13 protein-coding genes are annotated in these 13,231 nt (G+C 64.0%); 7 read left to right on the forward strand and 6 right to left on the reverse strand.

Going from position 1 to position 13,231, the window contains the following annotated elements; all coding sequences use genetic code 11:
- Positions 1-51 precede the first annotated feature (51 nt).
- On the reverse strand, positions 52-1,701 hold the full coding sequence (locus K9F62_15255; GenBank protein ID UJX40056.1) for a response regulator: 1,650 nt from the start codon (positions 1,699-1,701) through the stop codon (positions 52-54).
- A 32-nt stretch (positions 1,702-1,733) separates the two neighbouring features.
- On the reverse strand, positions 1,734-2,627 hold the full coding sequence (locus tag K9F62_15260) for a tRNA (adenine-N1)-methyltransferase (GenBank protein UJX40057.1): 894 nt from the start codon (positions 2,625-2,627) through the stop codon (positions 1,734-1,736).
- Positions 2,628-2,639: 12 nt separating this feature from the next.
- Between K9F62_15260 and K9F62_15265 the strand changes: the two genes are divergently transcribed.
- From K9F62_15265 to K9F62_15285, 5 genes are all read left to right on the forward strand, one after another.
- On the forward strand, positions 2,640-3,695 hold the full coding sequence (locus K9F62_15265; GenBank protein ID UJX40058.1) for a radical SAM protein: 1,056 nt from the start codon (positions 2,640-2,642) through the stop codon (positions 3,693-3,695).
- A 52-nt stretch (positions 3,696-3,747) separates the two neighbouring features.
- Positions 3,748-5,208, forward strand: a complete 1,461-nt coding sequence (locus tag K9F62_15270; protein ID UJX40059.1) for an Rne/Rng family ribonuclease — start codon at positions 3,748-3,750, stop codon at positions 5,206-5,208.
- Between the two features lie 4 nt (positions 5,209-5,212).
- Positions 5,213-5,773: an epoxyqueuosine reductase QueH gene (locus K9F62_15275; GenBank protein ID UJX40060.1), complete on the forward strand. Its 561-nt coding sequence runs from the start codon at positions 5,213-5,215 to the stop codon at positions 5,771-5,773.
- A gap of 436 nt (positions 5,774-6,209) precedes the next feature.
- Complete coding sequence (gene cbiB, locus K9F62_15280) at positions 6,210-7,127, forward strand: adenosylcobinamide-phosphate synthase CbiB (protein ID UJX40061.1); 918 nt, start codon at positions 6,210-6,212, stop codon at positions 7,125-7,127.
- A 168-nt stretch (positions 7,128-7,295) separates the two neighbouring features.
- Complete coding sequence (locus K9F62_15285) at positions 7,296-7,502, forward strand: cold shock domain-containing protein (protein UJX43220.1); 207 nt, start codon at positions 7,296-7,298, stop codon at positions 7,500-7,502.
- 81 nt (positions 7,503-7,583) lie between these two features.
- Here the strand turns inward: K9F62_15285 and proC are convergent, their stop codons facing one another.
- The 4 genes from proC to K9F62_15305 all read right to left on the reverse strand — a co-directional run bounded on the left by proC (position 7,584) and on the right by K9F62_15305 (position 10,741).
- Positions 7,584-8,384 (reverse strand): pyrroline-5-carboxylate reductase, encoded by an 801-nt coding sequence (proC, locus tag K9F62_15290; GenBank protein ID UJX40062.1) that lies wholly within the window; start codon positions 8,382-8,384, stop codon positions 7,584-7,586.
- A 4-nt stretch (positions 8,385-8,388) separates the two neighbouring features.
- Positions 8,389-8,805 carry a nucleoside-diphosphate kinase gene (ndk, locus tag K9F62_15295; GenBank protein UJX40063.1) on the reverse strand — a complete coding sequence of 139 codons (417 nt, stop codon included), beginning with the start codon at positions 8,803-8,805 and terminating at the stop codon, positions 8,389-8,391.
- Positions 8,806-9,062: 257 nt separating this feature from the next.
- Complete coding sequence (locus tag K9F62_15300) at positions 9,063-10,301, reverse strand: DUF190 domain-containing protein (protein UJX40064.1); 1,239 nt, start codon at positions 10,299-10,301, stop codon at positions 9,063-9,065.
- A gap of 62 nt (positions 10,302-10,363) precedes the next feature.
- Positions 10,364-10,741, reverse strand: coding sequence for a CrcB family protein (locus tag K9F62_15305; protein ID UJX40065.1), 378 nt, complete (start codon positions 10,739-10,741; stop codon positions 10,364-10,366).
- Positions 10,742-11,014: 273 nt separating this feature from the next.
- Between K9F62_15305 and nifU the strand changes: the two genes are divergently transcribed.
- Both nifU and nifS read left to right on the forward strand, forming a co-directional pair.
- The gene (nifU, locus tag K9F62_15310; protein UJX40066.1) at positions 11,015-11,866 is read left to right on the forward strand and encodes a Fe-S cluster assembly protein NifU; all 852 of its coding nucleotides are present in this window, start codon (positions 11,015-11,017) and stop codon (positions 11,864-11,866) included.
- Positions 11,863-13,047, forward strand: coding sequence for a cysteine desulfurase NifS (gene nifS / locus K9F62_15315; protein UJX40067.1), 1,185 nt, complete (start codon positions 11,863-11,865; stop codon positions 13,045-13,047). Before nifU ends, nifS begins: the two co-directional genes overlap by 4 nt.
- Positions 13,048-13,231 lie beyond the last annotated feature (184 nt).

A 13,231-nucleotide genomic window follows, 5' to 3' on the forward strand; every position in this document is an offset into this window, starting at 1 on the left:
TCTCCTTATGAAGGCGAAATCCCGAGGCGGGAAAAAGGAAGGCTTTATAACCTAGGCGGCTGGGAATTTCAAGCAGTCCGTTCCCCGGGGCCCCGGCATGGCGCGTTTAACGGCGGCAAGCAGGCTTTGGCGGGTGACGGGCTTGGTTATGGCGTAGCTCAGGCCGGCGGAAAGGACGCGCGGGCGCTCCTCGCCGGCGGCCTGGGCGCACAGACCGATGATGGGGATGTCGTCCGCAACACCCTCGATTCTCCCGGAACGGATGCGCGCGATGCACTCCAGGCCCTCCGCGCCGGTCATCTGGATATCCAGGAGGATCATGTCCACCGGGCGACCGGGCAGAATATCGCGCAGCTTGTCGATGGTGTCGACCAGAAGGACGCTATAGCCGTGGTCTTCCAGGATGCGGCGCACGAGCAATTGGCTGACGGGCTCGCTTTCGACAAAGGCGATGGCCGCGCCCTGGCAGCGCAGGGGGGATTGGCGGGAGAGCCCGGCATCGTGCGCGTTCGGGAGCGGCTCGGGGTGGCGAAAAACAGTCGTGAAGGAAAAGGCGCTTCCCTGGCCGGGCACGCTGCGCAGCCGCATGGTCCCGCCCATTTTTTCCACGATCTCCTTGGAGATGGACAGGCCAAGCCCGGTGGCGCCGTAGCGTTTGCTCAAAAAATTTTCCGCAATGGCGAAGCGTTCGAAGATCACATGCTGTTTTTCCTGGGGAATGCCGATGCCGGTGTCGACCACGGTGAACTGCAGGGTGGAGCTTTCCCCGTCGGTCGTCGTGGACTGCCGGGAAACATGCACCGCCACCGAGCCCTCGTCCGTGAATTTTACGGCGTTGCCGATGATGTTGAGCAGTACCTGGCGCAGCCGGGCCACGTCGCCGACCAGGACTTCCGGGACGTCCGCGTCCACCACGACCGAGAAGGCCAGACCCCGCCTCGCCGCATCCTCGTCGCAGGCCTCGAAAAGGTCGGCCAGCCCCAGGCGCAGTTCGAAGGCTTCCTCGACCAGCTCCAGGCGGCCCATGGAAATGTTGGTCATTTCCAGCAGATCGTTGACCACGCCGAGCAACTGGTTGGAGGCGTCCATGGCCAGTTCCAGGAACTGGCGCTGCCGTGGCCCCATTTCGCCCTGGAGTAGCAGGCTTAACATGCCCATGATACCGTTTAAGGGCGTGCGCAGTTCGTGGCTCATGTTGGCCAAAAACGTTTGCTTGGCCGCGCCGGCCTTGGCGGCCGAACCGATAAAGGCGGTGAATTCCCTGTAAAAGGCCTTGAGCGTGGCATGACGGTCGGCCGGTACGCAGGGAATCTGGGCCAGGGCGGCGTCGGCGGCGGTGGAGCGCCCGCGCAGGCGTTCCCGGTCTCCGGCATGGAGGAAATACGGCCCGAGGGTGAGTACGCCCGTGTGCTCGTCGTCAAAGGGCACGGCGAATCGCCGTACCGTCATCCCGAGCGGGCAGGCCGCGGTGGGCAGGCCCCCGTCCAGGGGAATCCGCTCCGGAAAAGTCAGCAGGGGGCAGACGCCGCGTTCGGCGAATTCCCGGTGCAAAATGGCATGGGCCTCCTGCCCGGGGTCGGGCCAGACGGGAATATCGGCCGCCGATTGGACGGCCACGGGGATGCCAAGCAACGATGACAGTGGATCGAGCAGGCGTTTGAGGGATTGGGGCGGCTCGGCGCAGAGCACAATCTGGGGCATGGTATGAGTCTTAGCTGTTGGCACTGCCGAGGTCAATCGCCTTCGCCACTTTCCTGCGTTGTTCCGTTTTCCGGGTCGGGCTCCCAGCCTTCGGGCACGGCAGGCAGCGGCTGCGGGCGTTTGTAGGCCTCGCGACCGCCGTGGCGCGCGAAAACCAGAAAGCCCGTGTGGGCCACCATGCGATCCTCCGGCCGCAGCCGATCGGCCACGGGCTTGTAATGGCGCACAAGGATTTCAAGAACCTCGACGTCATCGAAGGGGGACGTTTCCAAGGCGCGCAAAAGATCGCTGATCTGGTTGACCGTGGGCAGCAAAAAGCCCACCGGCGCTCCCGGGCGCACCACCTCGGCGGCGGCGTCAAGATGGTCCCAAGGCGTACGCACGTCGAGAAAAAGCGCGTCCGCGCCCGACGGATCGGTCAGCGGATTGCCGGGAATGTGCGTTTCCGGATAGAATCCGGTACTGATGTCGTGGTGGAACCGGCTGACCCGGTCGCCAAGTCCCACGGCCTCGAGGTTTTCGCCGGAGAGTTCGTAAAATTCCGGACGCCGTTCGAATGTATAGACCCGGCCCGTCTCGCCCACGTGCCAGGCCAGGGCCAGGGTCAGGCCGCCGGAGCCGCTGCCGGCCTCGATGACGCGCACCCCCGGCCCGATGCCCAATTTGAGCAGGACATAGCCGATTTCCTTGGGGTACATGATCTGGGTGGAACGCTTGACGCCTTTGACCAGATCGTAGGTCGACGGGCGCAGGATACGAAACGTGTGGCCGAGGTGGGTCGTGACCGCGCCGCCGCAGCCCGCGGCGTCCACGTCCGTAAACCGGATCATGCCTTCCTGGGTATGCAGGACCATATCCGGCGTAAACCGCTTCAGATATCGCTTGCCCTTGGGAGAGACCAGAAGTATCAAATCGCCTTGTTTCACGGTATGCTCCGTATGCCGTATGATCGATGGCCCTTGTCCACGCCCGGGGCTGCCCTGTCAAGCTGTCTGCGACGCGACAAGGAGGATCGCGCCACGAACGCACATAAATTCATTTTTGGCCCGGTTCGCTCGGGCCGCCTCGGGTTGTCACTGGGGTTGGATCTGCTTGGCGCAAGAATTTGCACCTTCGACTGCCTCTATTGCGAGGTGGGTCCGACCGACACGTTGACCGTTTCCCGCAAGCCCTATATCCCGGCCGCGCGTCTCCTTGAGGAACTGGCGGCCGTGAAGGCGGCGGGCTGCGGCCCTATCGACGCCGTTACCCTCGGCGGGCTCGGCGAGCCGACGCTCAATAGCGAGTGCGCCGCGATTATCGCCGGAGCCAAGGAACTTTTCCCGGATGTCCCCGTGGCCGTGCTCACCAATTCGAGCCTGCTGTCCGATCCGCAGGTGCGCCGCGACATCGCCGGGGCCGATATTGTGCTGCCCTCCATGGATACCCTTGTCGCGGCCGAGTACCGCCGCGTCAACCGCCCCCATCCGTCCATGGATCTGGCCGCCATCCGCCGGGGGCTGCTCGAGTTCCGGTCCGGGTACGCCGGCCGGCTGTACCTGGAAATCCTGCTTCTGGCCGGCCGAAACGATACGGAAGAAAACCTGGAATTGTTGCGGGGATTTTGCCGGGAACTGGCCCCGGACCGGGTGGATGTGGTCACCATGTCCCGCCCGGGAGCGCATCCGGGAGCTGCCGCCGCCGCGTCCGAGGTCCTGGCCCGTTTCCGGCAGGCGCTTGGCGTTACGGCGCCTTCCCACGCCGGGGATGCGTCCGAAGGCCATGGACCGGCCGCCCTGCGCGCCCGGGTCCCTGCCGCCGGTCAGGCGGACGATCTCGCGGCCCGTATCGCCGCATCCGTCACCCGGCGTCCCCAGACGGCCCAGGGCCTGAGCCTCGCCCTGGGGCAAACGCTTGCCGACGTGCAGGCGGCCCTCGATGCCCTGGAGCGGGACGGCGCGGTGCGCCGTGAGCGCGCGGGCGAGGAAATTTTTTACTCCGGCCAAACCGGATAATAGCAAATTTCGCCCCGGCGGACCTCCGCCGGCGGCAAGGAGTTTTTGTGTGATGAGCAGAGGAAAGAAACGCAAGCAGAAGATGTTTATCAGCGTGCTGCCCGGTGAACAGGTCGAAGTGGCCGTGTCCGAGGATGGCCTGCTGTTGGAATATTACGTCGAGATGGTGCACCAGGCCAAGACGCGGGGGCACATTTACAAGGGCCGCATCCACAACATCGATCCGGCCTTGCAGGCGGCGTTCATCAATTACGGCGCGGAGCGCAACGGTTTTCTGCAGATCGACGAGGTGCACCCCGAATATTACCAGATCGTCCACGCCGGGGAGCGCCGCCCCAAGTATCCGCCCATCCAAAAGGCGCTCAAAAAGAACCAGGAGCTGCTCGTCCAGGTGGTCAAGGAGCCGACCGGCCACAAGGGCGCGTTTCTCACCACCTACCTGTCGCTGCCGGGCCGCTATTTCGTGCTGACGCCCGGGCGCGAGCAGCGCGGCGTTTCGCGCAAGATCGAGGACGAGGCCGAACGCAAGCGGCTCAAGGAAGCCATCTCCGGGCTCAAGCTGGAGGAGGGGCTCGGCATCATCGTGCGCACCGCCGCCCTGTCCCAGTCCAAGACCGCCCTGGAGCGCGATCTGTCCTATCTGAAGCGCCTGTGGAAGGACGTGCGCCAGCGCGGCACCACGGCCGAGACGCCAAGCCTCATCTACCAGGAGCTGGACCTGGCTTCCCGGGCCGTGCGGGACTACCTGACAGACGATGTGGGCGAGATCTGGGTGGACGAGCCGGAAACCGCCGACCGGGTGGCGGAGATGGCGTCCCTGATCTACCCGCGCCGCCCGAGCATCGTCAAACAGCACACCGACATGGACGTGCCGCTTTGGGACCGCTTCAACCTGCGCAAGCAGATCGAACAGCTCTACGGCCGCGAGGTGACGTTGCCGAGCGGCGGCGTGCTGGCCTTCGACCATGCCGAGGCGCTGACCGCCGTGGACATCAACTCCGGCAAGATCGGCGGCGAATCCAATTTCCGCGAAATGGCGCTCAAGACCAATGCCGAGGCGGCCGAGGAAGTGGCCCGCCAGCTGCGCCTGCGCGACATCGGCGGCCAGGTGGTCATCGACTTCATCGAGATGAAGGACCGCAAGCACGTGGCCGAGGTGGAAAAGACCCTGCGCGCGGCCTTTAAAAGCGACCGGGCCCGCACCGACGTCGGCCGCATTTCGCGTTTCGGGCTTCTCGAGATCGTGCGCCAGCGCCTGGGCTCCTCGGCCCTGTCCATCACCTCCGAGACCTGTCCGCACTGCAAGGGTTCGGGCCAGCGGCGCAACCACGAATGGCAGGCGCTGACCGTGCTCAAGGATATCTACCGCCAGATGCGCAAGGATTCCGGCCAGGAGTGCGTCACGGCCAAGGTGTCCGAGGAACTGGCCCTGTACCTGCTCAATTACAAGCGGGCCCGGCTCTCGGCCATGGAAGAGGAATTCAAGAAAAAGATCATCATCGCCGCCTTGTAAGACCATGCCCGAACGCCTGTTGCTGCATATCTGCTGCGGGCCTTGCGCCATCGCGCCCTTATTGCGCCTCCACGAGGCCGGACTGCATGTGGCGGGGCTTTTTTACAACCCCAACATCCAGCCGGTGATGGAATATCTGCGCCGCCGCGATGCCTTGGCCGAGGTGGCGGCGCGGCTCGACGTGGACGTGCTCTACGACGATTACGACCCGCTGCCGCATCTGCGCCGGTCGGTCGCCGACCCGGGTGCGCGCTGCCGGCCCTGCTGGGACGAGCGGCTGGCCCGCACGGCCGAAACAGCCCGGCGCATGGGCTGCGATGCCTACTCCTCTTCGCTGCTCTACAGCAAATACCAGGACCATGGCGTGCTCAAGTCCCTGGGCGAGAAGCAGGCCTCCGCCCACGGCGTCCCGTTTTACTACCGCGATTTTCGCGTCGATTGGGACGAGGGGGTGGCCCTTTCCAAGGAATGGGGCATCTACCGACAGCCGTACTGCGGCTGCGTCCTGAGCGAATTCGACCGCTTCTCCAAAAAACTGCGCCGCCCGCCTGTGGTGGCGCGGTAGCTTTCTTTTTTTTGCCTCCGGCGGCCAGGGGGAAACTTTTTGGAAAAAGTTTCCCCCTGGACCCCCTTCAAAAACGTTCAAAGGGGATTGTGCGGCTCTCCCGATGCGGGGGAAATGACGGTTTCTTTTTGTGGGAAATGACGGGACGTTTTCTTTCCAACGGGGCAAGGTGGTATCGTTTAGGGGCGGACGGTTCCCGAATGTTCGGGGGCGCTGTTTCGTGCTGACGGGTTAGGATTGCTGTTGGGTATGAGAAGCGTGTGTGCAGGGCAGGCGGGGGCAGGACGGACGCGAAGGCGTATTCTTCGAATATGCGCCGCACGTGGCCGTCCTGCCCCCGCCTGCCTGCCCGCAAAATGATCGTATAACCGCAAGTGGTGTTCCTGCCCCCTCCGCCGGCCTGTCGGTCGAATAACCACTCTTACGGGAATATGGCATGAGTGATGCGACGTGGATGATTATCCTGGCCGTCGGGCTCGATCTGGCCCTGGCCGATCCGCTCTGGCTGCCGCATCCGGTGCGGGCCATCGGCGCGGCTTATGCGGCCCTGGACGCGCTGGCCGACCGGTCGGGCCTGCGCACGCGCCTTTTCGGGGCCTGCTGCGTGGCCGTGGTTGCGGCGGCGAGCGGTGGCGTCGTCTGGCTGGCCGGCCGGATACCGGGCATCGGTTTTTTGTGCGCGCTCTATTTCGCCTATGCCGGCCTGGCCCTGGGCGGACTTTTGCGCGAAGGCCGCAAGGCAGCGGCGTTGCTCAAAAAAAATCAGGTGGAAGCGGCCCGGACGGTCGTTGCCGGGCTGGTCAGCCGGGACGTGACCGCCCTCGATGCGGCCGGTCTGTGGCGGGCCCTGGCCGAAACCGTGGCTGAAAACGCCAACGATGCGTTCGTTGCGCCGTTTTTTTGGCTGGCCGTGGCCGGACTGCCCGGACTTTGGGCATACAAGGCCATAAGCACCGCCGACTCCATGTGGGGCTACCGCACCCCGCGCTACCGCGACCTGGGCTGGTTTGGGGCCAGGGCCGACGATGTACTGGCCTGGCTGCCGGCGAGGATAACCACCCTTGGCATGTGGGTTGCAGCCAGGATCATGGGGCTGGGCAGGGGCGTGCGCTTCGGTGCTGTCGCCGCCGACGCGGAAAAAAGCGCCAGTCCAAACGCCGGCTGGCCCATGGCCGCCGCGGCCTGGCTCTGTGGCGCGTCCATGGGAGGACCGTCCGTGTACTTTGGCCAACTGATGCGCAAGCCGACCTTTGGACCTGTCGGCAGACCCTGGGATGCAAAGCGGTTTGCAATGCTGCTGCGACTGGTATTGTTTGCAAGCGGAATTGTTGTCGTAGTAACTGTTTTATTGTAACAGCAACGGCATGTGGACAATTTGGAAAAATTTCCCCTGTGCGTATTTCGAGCCCTGCCGGGTGATGGTGTGTTTCGGATTTTTATCGGGCGAGATGGATTTTTTGTTGACGCAAACGAAACTCCGGTGCTAAAAAATAAGGTACGAGTTTTTCAGGAGGGCAGACGTATGGGATTTGAAGGCACCGTCAAGTGGTTCAGTGACAAGAAGGGCTATGGTTTCATCATGCGCGAAGGTGAGGACGACGTGTTTGTTCATTACTCGTCCATTGAGGGAGATGGGTTTCGCACCTTGCGCGAAGGCGAACTTGTGCAATTCGAAATCATCCAGGGTGAGCGGGGGCCCAAAGCCACCAATGTGGTGAAAAACGCCTGACCGCCGTTCTATACTCCCGCGAAAAAAGCCCCCGGCGCCGCATGGCGCCGGGGGCTTTTGATTTGGTTGGAGACGGGTCGGTCAGGCGCCGAGGGCCTTGGAGCGGTCACGCGAGGCGGCCACGGCGTCGATGACTGCCGCCCGCACGGCCTTGCGGTCGAGGTGCATGAGCGCCTCGATGGTGGTGCCGGCCGGCGAGGTGACCATCTCGCGCAGGACGCTCGGATGGAGCCCGGACTCGGCGGCCAGCTTGGCCGTGCCCTCGATGAGCCCGGAAACGATATCCGTGGCCTTGTCCCGGGGAAAGCCCACGAGCACCCCGGATTCGATGAGCGCCTCCATGAAATAGAGGACGTAGGCCGGGCCGGAGCCGGCAAGGCCGGTGAAGGCGTCGAAGAGTTTTTCCTCGAGCACGTAGGTGCGGCCAAGCTTGTTGAAAAGCCCGTGGACGAAGGCCCGGTGCGTCTCGCCCAGCTTCGGGTCCTCCAGGCACAGGGCGAACTGGCCCGCGCCGACCAGGGCCGGGGTGTTGGGCATGATGCGCACCACCGGGCACTTGCCGGATGTCAGCTCCCGCAGCCGGGTCATGGTCACGCCGGCGACGATGGAGCAGACCACCGTCTCGGGCCGCAGATACGGCGCCAGGGCCGACATGGCCGCAGCGAGGTACTGGGGCTTGACGCACAGGATCAGGTAATCGGCCCCCGCCGCCAGCGCCTCGGGGGTCGCGGCGGGCGCGGCCAGATTCTTGTCGGCCAGGGCCTTCACCTTGGCCGGGTCCACGTCGTAGGCCAGGGCCGAGACGTCGGGAACGGCGGCAAGGCCCTTGATGATGGCCCCGCCCATGTTCCCCGCACCGAGAAAACCGATGACGGCGGCCATGGCCCTAACCCACCATTTCCAGGGCGCTGAAGAAGTAGGACGTCTCGAAGGCGGCGGTTTCCGGGGCGTCGGAGCCGTGGACGGAGTTCTTCTCGATGTCCAGGGCATAGGTCTTGCGGATGGTGCCTTCCTCGGCGTTGGCCGGGTTGGTGGCGCCCATGAGCTTGCGGTAGCGGGCGATGGCGTCGTCGCCTTCGAGGATGGAGACGACCACCGGGCCGGAGATCATGAAGTCCACCAGGCTGCCGAAGAACGGGCGTTCCTTGTGCACGGCGTAAAAGCCCTCGGCCTCGGCCTTGGACAACTGGATCATCTTCATGGCCACGACCTTAAGCCCCGTGTCCTGGATCATTTTGAGGATGGCTCCGGCCAGATTGCGGGAGACGGCGTCGGGCTTGATGATGGAAAGGGTACGTTCCATGGGTGTTGCTCCTTGCGTTTTGTGGAATGTCCGGCCTTGGTTGGATGGTGCCATGTCATGGCACGGCCGGGCAGGGCGGATTTATCGTGAATCGCCTGCCATGGCAAAGGGTGAATCCAAGTCGCACCCGCCTGCCTGGCCGCGGGCCGTATGCGGCGACTAATCCTCGTGCGGGGATGTATCGTTTGAAATTTCGAAAGGGGAGCGCGAGAGGGGAGGCCCCTTTGTAACGGGCTTCCCCTCCCGCTTTTTTTCCCTCAATGCGCGCCGGCGATGACCCGCAAAATCGCTTCGCGGTCGACCATGCCGAGCAGCTTGCCCGCGTCGTCCACGACCACCAGCCGCTTGACCTTGGTCGCGAGCATTTTTTGCAACACTTCCATCAGGGGCGCGTCTTCGTGGATGGTCAGGACGTTCGGTTCCATGACCTCGGCCGCCGAACCGGTGGGGCAGGCGCCGGTCTCCTCGGGCTTGCCGAAGGAGAAAAGGGCTTCCACGAGGCCGGGTTTTCGGGCCGGACCGCAACGCCTGAGCAGGTCGCTGTCGAGAACGATGCCGCGCACCGTTCCGTCCGCGTCCACGACGACCGCGCGCCGCAGCGGCGAAGCGACGATGGCGGCCACAACCTGGTGCAGCGGCGTGTCCGGGAAGGCCGTGGGCACGTCGGTGATCATCACGTCCCGGGCCTGCTGGAAAAGTCCGGCCGTGAAGCGCGGCAACGCCTGGGCCGAGGGGGCCAGGTCCGAGGCCGCGCGCAGGATGTCCACCCGGCTGACCAGCCCCACGAGCTCGCCCGCGGCGTCCACCACCGGCAGCCGTTTGAGGCCTTTTCCGGTCATGAGCTGGGCCGCGTCGCGAAGGCTCATCCGGTCATTGATCGTCACAACCGGGCTGGTCATGACCTCGCCGGCGGTGCGTCCCGAAATCTTGTCGCGCTCGTTTTTGCGGATATCCTCGGGCAGGATGTCCTGTAGGGAAAGCCGCGCCGCCATGCCGCCGCGCATGAGGACGTCCCCGCCCGTGACGATGCCGGCTACCGCGCCGTCGGGTTCGATGACCAGCACCGCTTTGTTGTCGTGGGAAACGAGCATGTCCATGACCACCGGCAGTGGGGTGTCCCGACTCGCCGTGGCCACGGTGGTGGCCATGACGTCGCGCACCCGGACCGGACAATGAAAACGCGCGGTGATCCCGCGCTGGCGAGTGATGAGCCCGCCCCTGATCACGGCCTCGATGCGGGGCAGCACGGCATCGAGACGCTCGGGGCGGTCGACGATCTCCACCACCATGGGCAGGTCCTCGGACAGGCGTAACAGCTTGGCCGTGTGGACGAGGCTTCCGGCTCCGAACCCGAGCACCCCGCGCAGCACGGTGGCTCCGGCCGCGCCGTGCCGGCGGGCTTCCTCCACGATCACCTCATAGACAGGCCGCCCGTCGCTGCGGTCGGATTCGCCGCAATACACGCGCAACACTTCCACCTCGGCGTATTCCGTCATGGCTTTCTCCCAAAAGCGGGCGTCGGCATCCCGTCGCGGACGCCGCTCCCCCGCATTCTACGCTACAACATCCGGCCGAGCATCAGCCCGCCGAAAAGGGCGGCAAAGCCGAGCACGGTCTGGAAACCGACATTGGCCAGGGCTACCAGGTAGCGGCCTTCCTCGATCAGGCCGCCGCTTTCGAAAATGAAAGTGGAAAAGGTGGTGAACGCGCCCATGAATCCCGTGAGGATGATGGCCCGGGTTTCGGCGCGAATGAGCATCCGGCCTTCGCCAAGCTGCCAGATAAAGCCGAACAGGAAACAGCCGAGGATGTTGGCGGCCGCCGTGCCCCAGGGGAATTGCCGGCCGGCCAGGCCGTAGACAAGCCCGGAAATCCAATAGCGGGCCAGGGTGCCGGCCGCGCCGGCCAGGGCGATAAGGCCCAGTTTTTCCAGCATCGCGCCTCTCCGGAGGCGACGGTATCGCCCCCATGTGTGGTTGCCTCGTGTCCCGGGCGTCGTCAGCGGCGACGAGGGTGATTCGAGACGATTTTCAATCGGATTGATAGCGCAGGGGACAAAAAGGGTAAAGCGGGCGATTGACTTCATTATTCCTATCGTTAAAGTAGGAAATTGTATGGGCGCTCAAAGCGTCAAAAACCCTTTTCGCGGCACGGCAAGCGGCCTATACTGGTGCGTCGCCTGCAACCGCCAGGGCGATCGGAGGAAACTATGTGGGAATATACCGATAAAGTCAGGGATCATTTTCTCAATCCCCGCAACGTGGGCAGCCTCGATGATGCCAACGCCGTGGGCGAGGTGGGATCGCTGGCGTGCGGGGACGCGCTCAAGCTGTATCTCAAGATAAGCGACGCCGGCGTCATCGAGGACGCCCGCTTCCAGACCTTCGGCTGCGCCTCGGCCATCGCCTCCAGTTCGGTCCTGACCGAACTGCTCAAGGGCAAGACCATCGAGGAGGCGAAAAAACTGACCAACAAGGATATTGCCGATTACCTCGGCGGGCTGCCCAAGGAAAAGATGCACTGCTCGGTCATGGGACAGGAGGCCCTGGAGGCGGCCCTGGCCGGGTATCTGGGCGAAAAGGCCCCGGAGCACGAACCCGAGGGCGAGCTGGTGTGCAAGTGCTTCGGCGTCTACGAAGGCCAGATCCGCCGGGCCATCCGCGAAAACGCCCTGACCAGCGTGGAGGAGATCACCGACTTCACCAAGGCCGGCGGCGGTTGCGGCGATTGCCAGGAACGGCTGCAAGCCATCCTGGACGAGGAGCGCGGTCGGCAAGCCGACGCCACCGCCGGCGCGGCGAAAGCGCCGGCCAAGGGGCTCACCAACCTGGAACGGGTCAAACGCGTGACCGAGGTCATGGACGAGGAGATCCGGCCCAACCTCAAAAAGGACGGCGGCGACATCGAATTGGTGGACATCGAAGGCAAGACGGTGCTCGTCGCCCTTCGCGGGGCGTGCAAGGGCTGTCCGGTCAGCAACGTGACGCTGACCGAATTCGTGCAAAAGCGCCTGCGGGAACTGGTGGAGCCTGATATCACGGTCAAGGAGGCTGGCAAATGAACCCGGTGTATCTCGACAACAACGCCACGACCATGGTCGCGCCGGAAGTGCTTGAGGAAATGCTGCCCTTTTTCGGGGAACTCTACGGCAACCCTTCGAGCATGCACACCTTCGGCGGCGAAGTGGGCCACCGCCTGAAAAAGGCCCGGGCCGACGTGGCCGAAATCCTCGGCTGCGCGCCCGAGGAGATCATCTTCACCTCCTGCGGCTCGGAATCCGACAATACGGCCATCCGCAGCGCCCTGGCCGCCCAGCCGGACAAACGCCACCTCATCACCACCCGGGTGGAGCATCCGGCCGTGTTGAGCCTGGCCAAGCATCTCGAGGAAAAAGGCTACGAGGTCACCTATCTGGGCGTGGACGAGAAGGGCCGGCTCGATATGGGTGAACTGTCCCGCGCCATCCGCAAGGACACGGCGCTGGTCTCGGTCATGTACGCCAACAATGAAACCGGGACCATTTTCCCCGTCCCGGAGATCGCCGCCCTGTGCAAGGAACGCGGCGTGCTGGTCCATACCGACGCCGTCCAGGCCGTGGGCAAGGTGGAGATCGACCTGGCCAAACTCCCCGTGGACATGCTGGCCCTCTCCGGCCACAAGCTCCATGCCCAAAAGGGCGTGGGCCTGCTCTACGTGCGCAAGGGAACGCCCTACCGGCCGTTTCTTATCGGCGGACACCAGGAGCACGGCCGCCGGGCCGGCACCGAAAATACCGCCGGCATCATCGGCCTGGCCAAGGCCATGCGCCTTGCCCACGACAACATGGCCGAGGAAAATACGCGCGTCAAAGCACTGCGCGACCGGCTGGAGCAGGGCATCCTGGCCAGCGTTCCCGACACCATCGTCAACGGCGATCCGGACAACCGGCTGCCCAATACCGCCAGCATCGCCTTCAAATACGTGGAAGGCGAGGCCATCCTGCTCATGCTCGACCAGTACGGCATCTGCGCCAGCTCGGGCTCGGCCTGCACCTCGGGCAGCCTGGAGCCGTCCCACGTGCTGCGGGCCATGGGCGTGCCCTTCACCTTCGCCCACGGTTCCATCCGCTTCAGCCTCTCGCGCTATACTACCGACAAGGACGTGGACCTGGTGCTGGAAGTGATGCCCAAAGTCATCGATACCCTGCGCCGTATGTCGCCCTTCAACGAAAAAACACCCCCCAAACAAGCTTGTACGTGTTGAAAGGGAAAATTTGAGGAAAAGAAAGTGCGAGAGGGGAACCCTTTTTGAAAAAAGGGTTCCCCTCTCGCGCTCTCCCTTCCCAAAAATTTTAACGGTGATGGGATGTTATCGTTAAAAGTCTTGGGAAGGGGGGCCTGGGGGGAGAACCTTTCTTCAAGAAAGGTTTCCCCCCAGGTTCATTCTC

The sequence above is a fragment of the Desulfovibrio sp. JY genome (assembly GCA_021730285.1).
Taxonomy (GTDB): Bacteria; Desulfobacterota; Desulfovibrionia; order Desulfovibrionales; family Desulfovibrionaceae; genus Solidesulfovibrio.

Bases quoted from the DNA above. Each gene is read 5' to 3' on its own strand.
- K9F62_15255 (UJX40056.1), bottom strand. From the start codon at position 1,701: ATGCCCCAGATTGTGCTCTGCGCCGAGCCGCCCCAATCCCTCAAACGC.
- K9F62_15265 (UJX40058.1), top strand. From the start codon at position 2,640: ATGCCGTATGATCGATGGCCCTTGTCCACGCCCGGGGCTGCCCTGTCA.
- K9F62_15270 (UJX40059.1), top strand. From the start codon at position 3,748: ATGAGCAGAGGAAAGAAACGCAAGCAGAAGATGTTTATCAGCGTGCTG.
- K9F62_15275 (UJX40060.1), top strand. From the start codon at position 5,213: ATGCCCGAACGCCTGTTGCTGCATATCTGCTGCGGGCCTTGCGCCATC.
- cbiB (UJX40061.1), top strand. From the start codon at position 6,210: ATGAGTGATGCGACGTGGATGATTATCCTGGCCGTCGGGCTCGATCTG.
- K9F62_15285 (UJX43220.1), top strand. From the start codon at position 7,296: ATGGGATTTGAAGGCACCGTCAAGTGGTTCAGTGACAAGAAGGGCTAT.
- proC (UJX40062.1), bottom strand. From the start codon at position 8,384: ATGGCCGCCGTCATCGGTTTTCTCGGTGCGGGGAACATGGGCGGGGCC.
- ndk (UJX40063.1), bottom strand. From the start codon at position 8,805: ATGGAACGTACCCTTTCCATCATCAAGCCCGACGCCGTCTCCCGCAAT.
- K9F62_15300 (UJX40064.1), bottom strand. From the start codon at position 10,301: ATGACGGAATACGCCGAGGTGGAAGTGTTGCGCGTGTATTGCGGCGAA.
- K9F62_15305 (UJX40065.1), bottom strand. From the start codon at position 10,741: ATGCTGGAAAAACTGGGCCTTATCGCCCTGGCCGGCGCGGCCGGCACC.
- nifU (UJX40066.1), top strand. From the start codon at position 11,015: ATGTGGGAATATACCGATAAAGTCAGGGATCATTTTCTCAATCCCCGC.
- nifS (UJX40067.1), top strand. From the start codon at position 11,863: ATGAACCCGGTGTATCTCGACAACAACGCCACGACCATGGTCGCGCCG.